The sequence below is a fragment of the Pedobacter sp. AW31-3R genome (genome assembly GCF_052180285.1).
In the GTDB taxonomy this organism is placed as follows: domain Bacteria; phylum Bacteroidota; class Bacteroidia; order Sphingobacteriales; family Sphingobacteriaceae; genus Pedobacter.
In genome coordinates this window covers 144,408-158,814 of record NZ_CP197475.1, presented here as the reverse complement: position 1 = coordinate 158,814, position 14,407 = coordinate 144,408, and the positions used below count along the sequence as shown (strand labels likewise).

Genomic DNA, 14,407 nt, shown 5'->3' with positions numbered 1-14,407 from the left:
TATTTATCAAAATCTATTAAAATTACCCTTTCACAAGGGTACCTATCGCATCTCCCTGAGAAATTTTCATGAAGTTGCCTTTTTTATTCATATCAAATACTATAATTGGCAGCTGATTTTCTTCACAAAGGGTAATGGCCGTCATGTCCATTACATTTAATCCTTTGGAATATACTTCCCTGAAAGAGATTTCAGAATAACGTGTAGCCGCAGGATCTTTCTCCGGATCAGCAGTATAAATACCATCAACACGTGTGCCTTTAAGTACTACATCAGCTTTGATTTCTATAGCGCGTAAGGCAGCTGCAGAATCAGTTGTGAAATAAGGATTTCCGGTACCGGCGCCAAAAATAACCACACGGCCCTTTTCAAGGTGTCTTACAGCTCTCCTACGGATAAATGGCTCACAGATCTGCTCCATTTTTATCGCTGTTAACAATCTTGTTTTAAGTCCTACTTTCTCCAGCGCATCTTGCAAAGCCATACTGTTAATGACTGTTGCCAGCATTCCCATATAATCTGCCTGGGCACGATCCATACCGGACTTCTCTGCGCTCAGACCTCTGAAAATATTGCCACCGCCAATCACAATAGCAATTTCCAGGCCCTGGGCATGAACAGCTTTAATATCTTCAGCGTATTGTTGTACACGCTCATTATCAATACCATATTGCTTATCGCCCATTAGCGATTCGCCGCTTAATTTTAGTAGGATCCGTTTATACTTCATGACTCCAAAAATAACTATTTGTTTTAATTATTACTCCTCAAATGTTCAACTCCGTTTATAAAAATTTTTTCTAAACTCAATGTGTCCGATAATAACAATAAACTGGCCGCTTTTCCAGCCTGCAGTTCAGCAGTAACCCAATCCATTCCCAACAGACTGGCAGGAAGTGCAGAAGCCATGCTTAACGCCTCATTCAGAGGCACATCACAATACTTTACACAATTGCTCACCGCATCAAGCAGGGTAATGCTGGATCCTGAAATGGTTCCTTCAGGAGTAACATATTTTTTACCCTCCAGACGGTGCTGATAAGGCCCTTTATCACATGCCGTCACCGCATCGGTGATCAGAAACACCCTGCCTTTCATCAGTTTACAGGTCATTTTAACAATTTCAAAGTCCACATGGACACCATCGGCAATGATACTGGCCATAGCAGAAGGGTGATTTAATACCGCCGAAGGCAGCCCGGGATTTCGGTGATGAATCGATGGCATTGCATTAAATAAATGTGTGGCTGTAGTGAACCCGGCTGCAAAAGCGAGATTTGCCTGTTCAAAATTTGCATCACTATGTCCAAGGGAGAGGACTATACCCTGATCCAGTAGATAACGGATTACTTCCTCGTCCTGCAGTTCATGGGCAATGGTCATCATTTTCACTACCCCGTCTGCTTCTTCCAGCAAATCTTTGACTTCTGCCAGTGTCGCTTTATGCACATATGCTTCGGGATGTGCTCCCAAACGCTTAGGGTTCAGAAAGGGGCCTTCCAGATGAAGTCCCATAAAACCCCTGGCTTCCTTCCGGTAAGCTTTGGCTGCAACGATGGCCTGTTTAAAAATATCGATGGTATTGGTGGCGAGGCAGGCAAGGAAAGCTGTCGTTCCTTTGCCAAGGAGATCATTGTCCATCTGTCGCAGAGTCTCTACTTCAGGATAAGCAGAAAATAACTTTCCGCCACTGCCATAAATCTGCAGATCAACAAAACCCGGACTAAGGAGCGCCCCTTGCGCATCAATCACCCGGTAACCTTCAGGTATTCCGGCAGTAGTTATTTCCTGAATCAGTCCCCCGGCTATCAGTACACTGGCATCCGACCTGAGCTTTCCTTCTTCAAAAAATTTACAATTTTTAATGGCTATCATATGCTTTAATCCTGCTAAATATAAGGCAAAAAAAAAGTCCCTTAAAAATAAGGGACCTTTTAATTTATCATGAAGGAACTATGATCCTAATTGAACACGTTTAAATGCAGAAACAGTTAAACCTTTAGCTGTTTCATCCAGGAATTTACGGACATCTTTAGAAGAATCCTTAACAAATTCCTGATTTAACAAAGTACTGTCTTTGTAGAATTTGTTCAGTTTACCAGCAGCGATTTTTTCAACCATTGCTTCTGGTTTACCTTCAGCGCGGATTTGCTCTTTAGCAATTTCCATTTCACGCTCAATTGTGTGTGTATCTACGTTATCTTTATCTAATGCTACCGGGTTCATTGCAGCAATCTGCATAGCTACGTCTTTACCAGCCTCATCAACACCAGCAACATCCTGAGTTAAAGCAACCAAAACACCTAAACGGTAGTTACCATGGATGTAAGGAACAACTTTTTCACCAGATACAGTTTCGAATTTAGAGATACCGATTTTCTCACCAATTTTACCAGTGTTTTCCACAATGATATCAGAAACTTTCTGACCATCGATTTCAAGAGATAAAAGCTCTTCTAAAGAAGCAGGATTTTTCTCAATCGCTAAATCAGTGAATTTATTTGCTAAAGCAATAAAATCAGCATTTTTAGCCACGAAATCAGTTTCGCAGTTTAATTCAACAACAACACCACGTTTTCCGTCTGCTGTAGCTTTTGCGATAACAACACCCTCGTTAGAATCACGATCCTGACGGCTCGCTGCAACTTTAGCACCTTTTTTACGTAAATAATCAACGGCAGCTTCGAAATCGCCATTGGCCTCTATTAATGCTTTTTTGCAATCCATCATACCGGCACCGGTTTGTTGGCGTAATTTGTTTACATCTGCTGCAGAAATTTGTACTGACATTTTATTTTCTTTTTAAGTTTTTATCTAAATAACTATGGGTTGTACGTTGCATGTTGGAATCAAAACCCGCAACGCACAACATACAACCCATGAAATATATTAATTAAGCTTCGCTTGTACCTTCTTCAGTTTCAGCGTTTTCTTTCTTTACTCTTCTTGCGCCTGGTGCAGCAGTTTCAGGAGCATCAGCAGCAGTTTTAGCAGCTACAGCTTCTTTTTCAGCTTCATCATCTTTCTCACGTTTACGCTCATCTAAACCTTCTTCAATTGCTTTGATGATCACATCAGTAATTAAAGAGATAGATTTAGTTGCATCATCATTCGCCGGGATAGGGAAATCGATGTTTGAAGGATCAGAGTTGGTATCAACCATTGCGAAAGTTGGAATGTTTAATTTCAACGCTTCGCTAACTGCGATGTGCTCTTTTTTAACGTCAATTAAAAAGATAGCTGCCGGTAAACGGTTTAAGTCCGCAATACCACCCAATAAACTTTCTAATTTGATACGCTCACGTTGGATCATCAAACGCTCTTTCTTAGAAAGAATAGAGTACGTACCGTCTTTAGTCATTTTATCGATGTTAGACATCTTTTTGATTGACTTACGTACAGTTTGGAAGTTAGTTAACATACCACCTAACCAACGCTCAGTTACGAAAGGCATGTTTACTTTTCTTGCTTGATCAGCAACGATTTCTTTAGCTTGTTTTTTAGTCGCTACAAATAAGATCTTACGACCTGACTTTACAATCTGTTTGATTGCTGAAGCAGCTTCTTCAGTTTTAGTTAAAGTTTTATTTAAATCTATAATGTGAATCCCATTGCGTTCCATAAAAATATATGGTGCCATTTTCGGATTCCATTTGCGGGTAAGGTGACCAAAGTGTACACCTGCATCCAATAAGTCTTGATATGTTGTTCTTGCCATTGTCTTTGTCCTCCTTGAGATTAACGTTTACTGAATTGGAACTTCTTACGCGCTTTCTTACGTCCTGGTTTCTTACGCTCAACCATACGCATATCACGGGTCATTAACCCTTTAGCACGTAATGCTGGTTTTTTCTCAGCATCTAATTCGACAATAGCTTTAGCAATAGCTAAACGAACAGCTTCTGCCTGGCCTTTTATGCCACCTCCTGCTACATTTACCTGAACATCATACTGACCAGCAAGCTCTGAAACTTCAAAACTTTGGTTAACAATATATTGTAATGGTAACGTAGGGAAATATACTTTGTGATCTTTACTGTTTACAGTAATGGTACCGTTGCCTTCTTTCATGTAGATTCGCGCAACAGCAGTTTTTCTTCTTCCTGAAGTATTCGTAACTGACATTTCTTTCTTCCTTTAATTAAAGTGTAATGGTTGTTGGTGATTGTGCTGCATGAGGATGCTCAGCACCTGCATAAACAAAAAGATTGGTGTACAATTTAGCACCCAATTTTGTTTTAGGTAACATACCTTTAACGGCTTTTTCTACCACACGTACAGGATGTTTCGCCAATAACTCTTTAGGAGAAATGAAACGCTGACCACCCGGATAGCCTGTATAAGATGTATACACCTTATCATTCATCTTGTTTCCGGTCAACTTAATCTTGTCTGCATTGATAACGATTACATTATCACCGCAGTCTACGTGTGGGGTGTACTCAGGCTTGTTTTTACCACGGATGATCATTGCGATCTTCGATGACAAGCGCCCCAAAATCTCGCCTTGTGCATCAATAACAACCCACTGTTTGTTAACAGTTTTAGCATTGGCAGAGACAGTTTTGTAACTTAACGTATTCACTTGCTTGTATTTAATTTGTTAAACATTTATTAATCTTCCCTAAGTTTTAGGGACTGCAAAGATAGATTAATATGTTTAATTGTCAAATAGTTATTCAGTTTTTTTGTTTGTTTTTTTATGAAAAGATAAAATCAGCTGAAAAAAGATACTGGAGGAAAATATTAGCCCTGAAACAATCAACCTGATGGTCTCGGCTGGATAATAGTCATGCGCAAAGGAATCCTTAAGGACAAGAATGGCACTGTAGCCTATATAAGCGCCAAAAAATAGGGTTAGCACTGCAATAAACCACCTTAAGGCGGACCATCCCTGTTGCTGCTTTTCCAGGCTTCGCAGGGTTAACCAGTTGAAGATGATCACCAGTATAAGTCCCGCAATGATCAAGGAGCCTCCATTCTGCAGGTAGGACAGAAAATAGACAACGGACAATAACAAGTTGAAATAAGACAGCGTAATCAGCATTTTATAACGAATTAAGATGAATACGCTACAAGGACCATACCGGATTAGGTCTTGTTCGGGTACCGGTTAATGTGTCCTACTGGTATGAGTTTACATTGGGTTCATTATCCATTGTGCAATTACCGGGCTTTCCCCGGCAGCAGCAGGTTAGGCGATTGATTAATTGAAATAATTATGAACTATTTGATGCGCATATTGTTATTTCACTAATCAAAGACAGTTATTATGACAAAAGAGACAAAAATCATAGCAGGAGTATTGGCAGGAGCTGCCTTAGGTGCCGCAGTAGCTTTAATATTGGCTTCAGATAAAAACGACGATGTGAAAGAGAAAGTAACAGACTGGTTCTGTGACCTGCTTGACTCTTCTAAAGATAAAATTGCTGACGCTGCCGATGCAGTGAAAGAGAAGATCGCCAAAGTAAGAGCATAAATCCCATATAATGCCGGTCCTTCCGGCATTATTTATATCACATAAAAATGAAAATCGCTTTTCATGGCGCAGCGCGTGCCGTAACCGGTAGCAAACATCTCATTACTTTAAAAGATGGCACCAGCATATTATTAGACTGCGGCATGTTTCAGGGCATGGGCGAAGTAACAGAGCAGCTAAACGGCTATTTTGGATTTGATCCTTCCACCATCAATTATGTGATCCTTTCACATGCACACATTGACCACTGTGGATTATTGCCGCGGCTGGTGTCCGAAGGTTTTTCAGGTACGATATTCAGCACCCCTCCAACCATGGATCTGGCGAGAATCCTGTTAATGGATTCCGCAAAAATACAGATGCAGGATGCGGAGTATGAAAAAAGACATACCCAGGGCAATACCCCTCAGGATGAGCCCCTATACACGGAGGATGATGTAGTGAAAACGCTGAGCCAGTTTATGATTGTCGATTACAATGAAGAGTATACCATCAATAAGCAGCTGAAGTTGTTATTTACTGATGCCGGACATGTGGTCGGCAGTGCTGCCGTGCACCTTCAGCTTACTGAAGAAGGCGAAACATCCAGGATTACCTTTAGCGGCGATGTGGGCAGATATGGCGATCTTTTACTGAAAAGCCCACAGTCATTTCCGCAGGCCGATTATATCATTATGGAATCTACCTATGGCGATTCCCTGCACAAGGACCTGGATCCCATAGAAAATATGCTGCTGGAAATCATCCGCCATACCTGTATGGTAAAGAAGGGAAAAGTAGTTATCCCCGCCTTCAGCGTAGGAAGGACACAGGAGCTTTTATATGCGCTCAACGGACTTGAGTTGAAAGGAAAACTTCCGGATGTCCCCTTTTATGTCGACAGCCCTCTGTCTATACAGGCGACAAACGTACTGAAAAGTCACCCTGAGGTCTATAACAACGGCGTAAAGAAAGTACTGGCTGTGGATGAGGATCCTTTTGCATTTAAAGGCCTGAAGTTTATTGAAAGCGTGGAAGAATCTAAAGCGATCAATAATGACCCCCGACCCTGTGTGATCATTTCCGCGTCCGGCATGGCTGAAGGAGGGAGGGTAAGGCACCATATCCGCAATACCATCAGCAATCAGAAAAATACCATTTTAATGGTGGGTTACTGTGCTCCGGGAACGCTTGGCGGCAAATTGATCGCGGGAGATCAATCCGTTTATTTATTTGGAGCACCTTATGAGGTGAAGGCCGATATCCGTGCCATAAAATCCATGAGCGCACACGGAGATTATGAAGACCTGTTACAGTTCCTGTCCTGCCAGGACCCCGCACTGGTCAAACAGCTCTTTCTGGTACATGGAGAGTATGATGTCCAGCAGAATTTTGCACAACGACTAAAAGAACATGGCTTTAAACATGTAGCTATTCCTGAATACCACCAGGAATATGACTGTAAAAAAGAACCCGTATGGAGTACATAGATGATTTTTTTGGCTATCCGATCCCCCAGTTTATTCAAAACCTGATTATAGGTATCACTGCAGTATTTATCGGACTGCTGGTGACCTTCGTGATCCGTAAAGCCTTTAAATTCTTCTCCCGTTACTGGGCTACCTTCCAGATCAATTCCATTATCACCCGGCTGAATACGCCGATCAGCATTTTTGTCCCCCTCCTGCTGCTGAACATCAGCATGAGCGGAATGGAGCTGGGAAAAGTATTCAGGGCACAATTCGGCAGAGTACTTGAAATTTCCCTGACGATTACCTTCGCCATGATCCTTGTCCGCTCCATTAAGGTGCTGGAAGATTTTATTTACCATAAGTTCGACCTCAATAAGGAAGATAACCTAAAAGAACGGAAAATAAGGACGCAACTGCAATTTATCAGGAAGTTACTGGTTTCCATTATCGTGATCCTAACGGCCGCAATTGTGCTTCTTAATTTCGAGAGCATGCGTAAAATTGGTACAGGTTTACTCACCGGGGTGGGTATCGGAGGTATCATCATCGGTTTCGCCGCCCAGAAATCACTGGGAAATCTATTGGCAGGTTTCCAGATCGCCTTTACACAACCGATACGTATAGACGATGTATTGATTGTTGAAGGAGAATGGGGTAAAGTAGAGGAAATTACACTGACCTATGTGGTGGTGAATATATGGGACCAGCGCCGTCTCATCCTGCCGATTACTTATTTCATAGAAAAACCCTTTCAAAACTGGACGCGGGTTTCCGCACAGTTATTGGGTACCGTTTTCCTTTATCTTGATTATACCATTCCTATCCCTCCCCTCCGTGAAAAACTAACTAGTCTGCTGACGGATCACCCCCTGTGGGATAAACGGGTAAATGTGGTACAGCTGACCGACAATAAAGAACTGAATGTTGAGGTCCGCTTCCTGATGAGCGCAAGGAATTCTTCCCAGGCATTTGACCTGCGCTGTTTTGTACGTGAGGAAATGATCGCTTTTATCCGGGAAAATTACCCGGACAGTCTGCCGAAAACAAGGCTGGAGTTCAATGGGAACGACAGCAAGAAGGACAATCCACTCCTGCCTTAAAAATTATTTTAGGTACCTTTAGCCCATGGATGTATTTGGAAACGCATTACAGGATCAGTTTACGCAACATACGGCAGAGACACTCTGGCTGCACAATTCTTATGATGAACCAGAAGAAATGCCGGTGGACCTGTTTTTCCGCACAGCCGAAGAAATGCCCGACATTGAACTGGAAGCCATGGACCTCTGTGAAGGCCGGGTCCTTGATGTTGGCGGAGGTGCCGGCAGTCATGCCCTGATCTTACAGGAACGTGGATTTGATGTCATTGCACTGGACATTTCCCCTGCAGCGGTGCATATCATGAAATCGAGGGGGATCGAAAACGTGGTGGAAGGGGATATTTTCAGTTACCAGGGCGAAAAGTTCGACACTTTGCTGTTCCTGATGAACGGCATTGGTGTGACAGGCACCATTGAAGGGTTCAAAACCTTTCTCCACCATGCCAAAAACCTGCTGCATGAAGACGGACAGCTCCTGTTCGACAGTTCGGATATTAGCTACCTGTACGATGATATGGAAATGCCCGCCGATAAATATTATGGGGAAGTTTCCTACCAATATGAATACAAAGGTGAAAAAGGAGAATGGTTCAACTGGGTATATATCGATCCGCAGTTGTTAAAGAAAATCGCTAAAGAACTGGGTTGGGAATGTCATCTGTTATTTGATGACGGGAATGACCAATACCTTGCAGAAATGAGGGTCAGCCCCGCTACTTCATAAATCAAGGAAGGGCTAAGGGAAACATCAGACATATTTCCTTTAGCCCTTCCGCTATTCATTTATTGTTTCTTCTCTTACACGCTTTTCTCTTCCCAGATCAGCGCCAGGTTAATGATCGTTTGTACAGCTTTTTCCATATCCTGTACAGAAGCCCATTCCTGTTTGCCATGGAATGCATGCTCTCCGGCAAAAATATTCGGACAAGGTAATCCCATGACCGAAAGTCTCGACCCGTCTGTTCCTCCCCTGATACTTTGTCTTTTAGGTTCCACGCCGGCACGCTCAATGGCAAGCACCCCATATTCCAGCACCTGAGGAAACTGATCCAGGACCTTTTTCATATTCCGGTATTGCTCCTTTATCTTCAGTTCATAAGTAGAATTCGGATAAGCCGCAATAATTTTCTTTACCAGGTCATCCAGTGTACGTCCATGACCGGCAAGCAGCGCATCATCAAAATCACGGATAATAAAATGTGCAATGGCCTGTTCTGCATTTCCCTGAATGGTTACGGGGTGCAGGAAACCTTCCTTATGTGTTGTAGACTCAGGACTTAGCATATCTTTTGGCAGTGCGGCAATCACATCACTCAGGATTTTAATGGCACTTTCCATCTTGCCTTTCGCAAAACCAGGATGGGAACTCACGCCATTAATGGTAAGAACAGCACCGTCTGCAGAGAACGTTTCATCTTCTATGGATCCACAGGTTTCCCCGTCAATGGTATAGGCAAAATCAGCACCCAGTTTTTTAAGGTCTACATGGTCCACTCCCCGGCCCACTTCTTCATCGGGGGTGAACAATATTTTAATTGTGCCGTGTTTAAGTTCCGGGTGCTGCATAAGAAATGCTGCCGCCTCCATAATTTCTGCCAGTCCCGCTTTGTTATCCGCACCCAACAGTGTAGTACCACTGGCCGTAATGATATCATTTCCCAGTTGGTTTTTCAGGTCGGGATGTTCCTTCATCTTCAATACGACCGAATGGTCATCAGGCAGCACCAGGTCCTGGCCCTGGTAATTGGTATGAATGATCGGCTTCACCTGCAGTCCGCTGCAATCCGGAGAAGTATCCATATGCGAACAGAAACAGATGACCGGAACTTTCTTTTCTGTATTTGAAGGAATAGTGGCGTATACATACCCATATTCATCCAGGTGCGCATCGCTGATCCCTATTTCCTGTAATTGTCCTACAAGTACTTTCCCGAGGTTCTTTTGTTTTTCCGTAGAAGGGAATGTTGTTGATTCCGGATCCGACTGGGTATCTATTTTTACGTACTCCATAAATCTATTTTGCAAAGATTTACCGGTGTTATGATATTTTAGCATAATTTTAAAAAAAAGTAAAGTCAACCCAAAGATCATACTTTATCACTTACAATTACAACCCAAATAATGAAAAGGATATTCCTATCTGCTGTCTGCATCCTGTTTTCCCTGTCCTCATTTGCGCAATCCAACTTTTATAAGCTTTCTATCGGTGGTGGTCTGGGTGCCACCCAATCTTTTACTGAAATCAAGAAACATGATTTCGGACTGGCGGGTTATGGAACGCTGGACTATCTGTTTACTCCATTTGTCAGCCTGGGATTTGAAGCCCAGATGGGAGAAGTTAACGGGGGCGACTTTCAAAACGACCCCGATAACAGGCAGTTTGTAAACACCTACAAGGCAGTGACGGTAAACGGAAAAGTGGCCTTAGGAGAGATTTTAGAAAATGACTACAGTTCATTGTACAATTCCATCAAAGGCTTGTACTTCGGTGCGGGAATAGGCGTTATCCAGAATAAGATGTCGGCAATCGCAAGACAGATCAGGAATGACCCGGAAAAGAGATATCCCGGTATGAATGCCTCTAAAGATATTCTTATTCCCCTGAATCTGGGTATAAACTTCTTCTTTCCGGACAGACAGGGATTTTACAGGTACGTGCTGAACTTCAATTACCAGACCAACTTAACAATGGGCGAGGGACTGGATGGTTACGATGATTCGATACTGACGTATGAAAGCGGGGGACTGGATATCTACACTTTCTTTTCTGTCGGACTGAAATACAATTTCGGGAAGATGGGTTTATACAGGAAAACTTTCCGGGGATACTAAGGGCTATATAAACACTCAAATTATTACGAAAAAACACATTTACAATATCCAATTGCTAGATTGCATACAATTATTCACCAAGAACTGAAATAACATGATCCAATACCTGCAAGTGACCCCAGTTGCTTCCATCATTTTCATCTTCACGCTCGTTACCAGCATTTATGCTTTTTATGATTCTTCCCTCTTCGGAAAGTTCATGCTGCATCCTTACAGTGTCTACAGGAAACATAATGTATATACCTTATTCACCAGCGGACTGATTCATGCCGACTGGATGCACCTTGCTTTCAATATGTTTACCTTTAATGCATTTGCCTTCATCCTGGAACAGCAAATAGGCAGCGTCCGGTTCGCTATCATTTATATTGTGGCATTGGTCCTCAGTGATATCCCTACGGTCATTAAACAAAAGAACAGCTACCATCACCATAGTCTTGGGGCTTCGGGAGCAATTTCGGCAGTAGTGTTCAGCTATATCATGCTCTTTCCATTATCCACACTGATGATCTTCCCCCTTCCTATTCCCATCTGGGCCATATTATTCGGGGTTTTATATCTCGTGTACAGCTATTATATGTCCTCCGGTTCCAGGGATAACATCAATCATGATGCCCACTTATTCGGTGCCTTAACAGGAATTATATTGACCATCCTCCTTGTTCCGGGAGTTATCCCAAATTTTCTCGGACAGCTGAGTGCACGTTTTGGCGGTTAACCCGCAGTTGGTAAAGAGGGTGGATTAAAGTAACTTGTCGGTGCATTCGGATCTTTCCTGATTTCCATCAGCAGGTTACCCCAGGGTTTCCAGAAGTTTTCCAGTACCTGTGCATAAACCTTATGCTGCCACAGGTCGAACAGGGGTTTGTTCATGGTTCCGCGCAATGGCATGGCATCGATATAGATGGATCCTTCCACAGGCATGATCGTATATTCCGGAAGCCTGTTGAAGAGATAGGCCGAATAAAAGAACCGGGCACAAAGCTCTTCAAACTGCTGCTCGGTAACGGCATTGTCCCCTATCTGGTCCAGGATTTCCTGATGGTACCGCCTATTGGTACCATTGTCCTGTAAACAGGCAATAATTCCAAAATCTTTCAGCTTTAAGGAGAAGGTAAGTGTATTGATCTCATCCCTGAAGCTGAAAGCAGTATCCGCCTGCTCCAAAGGAACAATCACAATAGACCATGGTGTAAAATCTTCAAACTCCACATTCAGATAGATCCCCTGAATCATCGTCTGCAGGTTACCGAATTTATGCATGAGTCCCTGCGACATATTGATCCCGTCGCTGCTCAGTTGCTGCTGGCCTACCGCAGCATGCATTTCAATGTAAATAAGACTGTACAAAAATTTACCTATCCATTTAAACAAATCGACCTCTTCCAGTTGAGAAACCCCGGCATAACCCTGATCAAAAGCACTGGCAATCTTATCTTCCAGTGGATTGATAAAATGGGTAAGCACTTCCGCATTTACAGGAATCTTTAATTCATTATACGACCTGATCGTTTCATCCAGCAATTTGATCTGCTCATTGCCACTAAAATTGGCCACAGCCAACAGCCATTCCGGCAGCACATTGGACTGTATGACCGGACTCTTGAAGGTATCCCCACTAAGAAAGCAGTTTTCGTACTTGAAATCGAAGTTTTTAAACGGTTGGTATATTGTACTGATCATAGAAAAGGCAATATTAGGCAAATCATTTGTTTTTTTAGGATTCTCCCGGTATCATGACCATGTCATTACTTTTTGATGAGAATATGCAGATCTTCCTTTACCTTTGATCCCATCAATTCTCAACAAGATGAAAGCCATTCCTATTGCCTATAACCTCGGACTGAAACACCCCTTCACTATTGCAGGATTCACCAGAACAAGCACCCCGTTGGTTCTGCTGAAGTTGAGTTACGGAGATATCGATGGATATGGCGAGGCTTCGATGATCCCTTACCTGGGAGAGAACCAGGGTACGGCAACTGCTTTTCTGCAGCAGGTGGACTGGAGCCGCTTTGAACCTCCATTTCATTTTCCGGAGATCATTTCCTACCTCGATCGTATAGCGACCGGCAATACTGCAATAAAGGCGGCCATTGAGATTGCCCTTAATGACATCAACGGAAAAATACTGGGGAAGCCCTGTTATGAAATATACGGTGCAGACCCTGGTAAAATGCCGCTTACCGCTTATACCATTGGGATCACCGATCCTGAGCTCCTTGAACAAAAACTGGCTGAAGCGAAAGGTTTCAGGGTGATCAAGGTGAAACTGGGCACGGACAAAGACAGGGAGACCATACAGGCCATACGAAGGTTAAGTGACCTGCCGCTATTCGTCGACGCTAACCAGGGATGGACCGACCGCAAAAGTACAATCGACCTCATTTACTGGTTACATGACCAGGGCGTGGTATTGATTGAACAGCCCATGAATAAAATGGACATGGAAGGTAATGCCTGGTTAACCGGCCGAAGCCCAATTCCTATCCTGGCCGACGAGGCCGTCCAAAGACTGGAAGATATTGATAAAATTAAAGGTTCCTACCATGGGATCAATGTAAAGCTCATGAAGAGTGGCGGAATGTATGAGGCCCATCAGATGATCCTGAAAGCCCGGTCGTATGGGATGAAGATACTAATTGGCTGTATGAGTGAAACCTCCATTGCCACGCAGGCGGGGATTGCACTGGCTCCCCTCTGTAACTGGGCAGATCTGGATGGCCCTTCCCTGACTACAAATAATCCTTTTTGCGCACCGCAACTGGAAAATGGCCGTTATATACTGGAAGACCTTCCAGGTTTAGGGCTGAAAGGTCTTCCGGATGATTTATTTAAGGGCAGTCCCCTCAGCTAAGAATTCCTGTTTATTTCTTCACAGGCGCATTCGGGTCTTCCTTCAGCAGGCTCCCCTGTTCCTCTTTAGCAAAAGCTTTATACTGTTCTTCTTTAACTTTCAGGTCTGATTTTACTTCCTTTACAATATTGATCTTTAAGTAAATGAAAAATATTGCTGCAGCTGCCAGCAAGGCAACAATGGGGTAATTGGCATTCTGATAAGCCCATTTTATACCGACCACTGAAATGACAATTCCAATGGTATAAAATGTATTTAAAGCAATTCTTTTCTTCATCTTAGTAAACAGGCATACTTGGATCAAATTCTGCCTGCCAGGCAAGAATACCACCTTCTAAATTATAAAGATTAGTGAAACCCTGTGCTTCCAGCTGCATTACTGCTGCAGCACTGCGTTTACCGCTTCTGCATTGCATGATCACAGGTTTGTCTTTCTCAATTTTATCGACTTCAATCAGCAGTCCCCCCAATGGGATATTCAATCCGTCAAGGTTAGACATTTCATACTCAAATGTCTCTCTGACATCTACCAATTGAAAATCTTCTTTATTGTCTATTTTCTGTTTCAGTTCCTGAACACTAATTACTTTCATCGTTGTATGGGTTAAATATCAATTCAAACCGGCCATCCTTTGGACAACCTGGATATTAGCTATCAAATATAAAGGTTATGAATTAGTAAATTGAC

Annotated in this window: 18 protein-coding genes; 7 read left to right on the top strand and 11 right to left on the bottom strand. The window is 42.9% G+C overall.

The genetic code is table 11. The features are described from left to right. Positions 1-22: 22 nt before the first annotated feature. From pyrH to ACSBL2_RS00645, 7 genes are all read right to left on the bottom strand, one after another. Entirely contained in the window at positions 23-730 is a 708-nt protein-coding gene (pyrH, locus tag ACSBL2_RS00675) for a UMP kinase (protein ID WP_442589751.1), read from the bottom strand. A gap of 23 nt (positions 731-753) precedes the next feature. After that, positions 754-1,875: an N-acetylglucosamine-6-phosphate deacetylase gene (gene nagA / locus ACSBL2_RS00670; RefSeq protein WP_442589750.1), complete on the bottom strand. Its 1,122-nt coding sequence runs from the start codon at positions 1,873-1,875 to the stop codon at positions 754-756. Between the two features lie 78 nt (positions 1,876-1,953). Further along, the gene (gene tsf, locus ACSBL2_RS00665) at positions 1,954-2,790 is read right to left on the bottom strand and encodes a translation elongation factor Ts (RefSeq protein ID WP_442589749.1); all 837 of its coding nucleotides are present in this window, start codon (positions 2,788-2,790) and stop codon (positions 1,954-1,956) included. Between the two features lie 103 nt (positions 2,791-2,893). After that, the gene (gene rpsB, locus ACSBL2_RS00660) at positions 2,894-3,718 is read right to left on the bottom strand and encodes a 30S ribosomal protein S2 (RefSeq protein ID WP_442589748.1); all 825 of its coding nucleotides are present in this window, start codon (positions 3,716-3,718) and stop codon (positions 2,894-2,896) included. 20 nt (positions 3,719-3,738) lie between these two features. Further along, complete coding sequence (gene rpsI, locus ACSBL2_RS00655; protein WP_442589747.1) at positions 3,739-4,125, bottom strand: 30S ribosomal protein S9; 387 nt, start codon at positions 4,123-4,125, stop codon at positions 3,739-3,741. A gap of 16 nt (positions 4,126-4,141) precedes the next feature. Next, positions 4,142-4,585, bottom strand: a complete 444-nt coding sequence (gene rplM, locus ACSBL2_RS00650; RefSeq protein WP_442589746.1) for a 50S ribosomal protein L13 — start codon at positions 4,583-4,585, stop codon at positions 4,142-4,144. A 90-nt stretch (positions 4,586-4,675) separates the two neighbouring features. Then, entirely contained in the window at positions 4,676-5,047 is a 372-nt protein-coding gene (locus tag ACSBL2_RS00645) for a hypothetical protein (RefSeq protein ID WP_442589745.1), read from the bottom strand. 225 nt (positions 5,048-5,272) lie between these two features. Between ACSBL2_RS00645 and ACSBL2_RS00640 the strand changes: the two genes are divergently transcribed. Genes ACSBL2_RS00640 through ACSBL2_RS00625 form a run of 4 tightly spaced genes read left to right on the top strand, consistent with a single transcriptional unit; the run spans position 5,273 to position 8,754 of the window. Further along, a complete protein-coding gene (locus ACSBL2_RS00640) occupies positions 5,273-5,479 on the top strand; it encodes a YtxH domain-containing protein (protein WP_442589744.1) in 207 nt (68 codons plus the stop codon). Between the two features lie 47 nt (positions 5,480-5,526). Then, the gene (locus ACSBL2_RS00635) at positions 5,527-6,948 is read left to right on the top strand and encodes an MBL fold metallo-hydrolase RNA specificity domain-containing protein (RefSeq protein WP_442589743.1); all 1,422 of its coding nucleotides are present in this window, start codon (positions 5,527-5,529) and stop codon (positions 6,946-6,948) included. After that, positions 6,936-8,030, top strand: a complete 1,095-nt coding sequence (locus ACSBL2_RS00630; protein ID WP_442589742.1) for a mechanosensitive ion channel family protein — start codon at positions 6,936-6,938, stop codon at positions 8,028-8,030. Before ACSBL2_RS00635 ends, ACSBL2_RS00630 begins: the two co-directional genes overlap by 13 nt. Before the next feature lie 25 nt (positions 8,031-8,055). Next, on the top strand, positions 8,056-8,754 hold the full coding sequence (locus ACSBL2_RS00625) for a class I SAM-dependent methyltransferase (protein ID WP_442589741.1): 699 nt from the start codon (positions 8,056-8,058) through the stop codon (positions 8,752-8,754). 74 nt (positions 8,755-8,828) lie between these two features. Here ACSBL2_RS00625 and pepT read toward each other — a convergent pair whose 3' ends face one another. Next, positions 8,829-10,085 (bottom strand): peptidase T, encoded by a 1,257-nt coding sequence (gene pepT, locus ACSBL2_RS00620; RefSeq protein ID WP_442589740.1) that lies wholly within the window; start codon positions 10,083-10,085, stop codon positions 8,829-8,831. 66 nt (positions 10,086-10,151) lie between these two features. Here pepT and ACSBL2_RS00615 point away from each other — a divergent pair, with 66 nt between their 5' ends. Continuing rightward, positions 10,152-10,862 carry a hypothetical protein gene (locus tag ACSBL2_RS00615; protein WP_442589739.1) on the top strand — a complete coding sequence of 237 codons (711 nt, stop codon included), beginning with the start codon at positions 10,152-10,154 and terminating at the stop codon, positions 10,860-10,862. A gap of 94 nt (positions 10,863-10,956) precedes the next feature. Continuing rightward, positions 10,957-11,580: a rhomboid family intramembrane serine protease gene (locus ACSBL2_RS00610; RefSeq protein ID WP_442589738.1), complete on the top strand. Its 624-nt coding sequence runs from the start codon at positions 10,957-10,959 to the stop codon at positions 11,578-11,580. On the opposite strand, the gene ACSBL2_RS00605 is transcribed toward ACSBL2_RS00610, so the two are convergent. Next, entirely contained in the window at positions 11,577-12,545 is a 969-nt protein-coding gene (locus tag ACSBL2_RS00605) for a hypothetical protein (RefSeq protein WP_442589737.1), read from the bottom strand. The genes ACSBL2_RS00610 and ACSBL2_RS00605 overlap by 4 nt on opposite strands. Before the next feature lie 127 nt (positions 12,546-12,672). Here ACSBL2_RS00605 and ACSBL2_RS00600 point away from each other — a divergent pair, with 127 nt between their 5' ends. Beyond that, entirely contained in the window at positions 12,673-13,719 is a 1,047-nt protein-coding gene (locus tag ACSBL2_RS00600) for a dipeptide epimerase (protein ID WP_442589736.1), read from the top strand. A gap of 10 nt (positions 13,720-13,729) precedes the next feature. On the opposite strand, the gene ACSBL2_RS00595 is transcribed toward ACSBL2_RS00600, so the two are convergent. Beyond that, positions 13,730-13,996, bottom strand: coding sequence for a DUF6358 family protein (locus ACSBL2_RS00595; RefSeq protein WP_442589735.1), 267 nt, complete (start codon positions 13,994-13,996; stop codon positions 13,730-13,732). 1 nt (position 13,997) lies between these two features. Further along, positions 13,998-14,312, bottom strand: coding sequence for a rhodanese-like domain-containing protein (locus ACSBL2_RS00590; RefSeq protein WP_442589734.1), 315 nt, complete (start codon positions 14,310-14,312; stop codon positions 13,998-14,000). Positions 14,313-14,407: the final 95 nt, after the last annotated feature.

Excerpts from the sequence above, each read along its gene's own strand:
- pyrH (WP_442589751.1), bottom strand. The coding sequence starts at position 730 with ATGAAGTATAAACGGATCCTACTAAAATTAAGCGGCGAATCGCTAATG.
- nagA (WP_442589750.1), bottom strand. The coding sequence starts at position 1,875 with ATGATAGCCATTAAAAATTGTAAATTTTTTGAAGAAGGAAAGCTCAGG.
- tsf (WP_442589749.1), bottom strand. The coding sequence starts at position 2,790 with ATGTCAGTACAAATTTCTGCAGCAGATGTAAACAAATTACGCCAACAA.
- rpsB (WP_442589748.1), bottom strand. The coding sequence starts at position 3,718 with ATGGCAAGAACAACATATCAAGACTTATTGGATGCAGGTGTACACTTT.
- rpsI (WP_442589747.1), bottom strand. The coding sequence starts at position 4,125 with ATGTCAGTTACGAATACTTCAGGAAGAAGAAAAACTGCTGTTGCGCGA.
- ACSBL2_RS00645 (WP_442589745.1), bottom strand. The coding sequence starts at position 5,047 with ATGCTGATTACGCTGTCTTATTTCAACTTGTTATTGTCCGTTGTCTAT.
- ACSBL2_RS00640 (WP_442589744.1), top strand. The coding sequence starts at position 5,273 with ATGACAAAAGAGACAAAAATCATAGCAGGAGTATTGGCAGGAGCTGCC.
- ACSBL2_RS00635 (WP_442589743.1), top strand. The coding sequence starts at position 5,527 with ATGAAAATCGCTTTTCATGGCGCAGCGCGTGCCGTAACCGGTAGCAAA.
- ACSBL2_RS00630 (WP_442589742.1), top strand. The coding sequence starts at position 6,936 with ATGGAGTACATAGATGATTTTTTTGGCTATCCGATCCCCCAGTTTATT.
- ACSBL2_RS00625 (WP_442589741.1), top strand. The coding sequence starts at position 8,056 with ATGGATGTATTTGGAAACGCATTACAGGATCAGTTTACGCAACATACG.
- pepT (WP_442589740.1), bottom strand. The coding sequence starts at position 10,085 with ATGCTAAAATATCATAACACCGGTAAATCTTTGCAAAATAGATTTATG.
- ACSBL2_RS00615 (WP_442589739.1), top strand. The coding sequence starts at position 10,152 with ATGAAAAGGATATTCCTATCTGCTGTCTGCATCCTGTTTTCCCTGTCC.
- ACSBL2_RS00610 (WP_442589738.1), top strand. The coding sequence starts at position 10,957 with ATGATCCAATACCTGCAAGTGACCCCAGTTGCTTCCATCATTTTCATC.
- ACSBL2_RS00605 (WP_442589737.1), bottom strand. The coding sequence starts at position 12,545 with ATGATCAGTACAATATACCAACCGTTTAAAAACTTCGATTTCAAGTAC.
- ACSBL2_RS00600 (WP_442589736.1), top strand. The coding sequence starts at position 12,673 with ATGAAAGCCATTCCTATTGCCTATAACCTCGGACTGAAACACCCCTTC.
- ACSBL2_RS00595 (WP_442589735.1), bottom strand. The coding sequence starts at position 13,996 with ATGAAGAAAAGAATTGCTTTAAATACATTTTATACCATTGGAATTGTC.
- ACSBL2_RS00590 (WP_442589734.1), bottom strand. The coding sequence starts at position 14,312 with ATGAAAGTAATTAGTGTTCAGGAACTGAAACAGAAAATAGACAATAAA.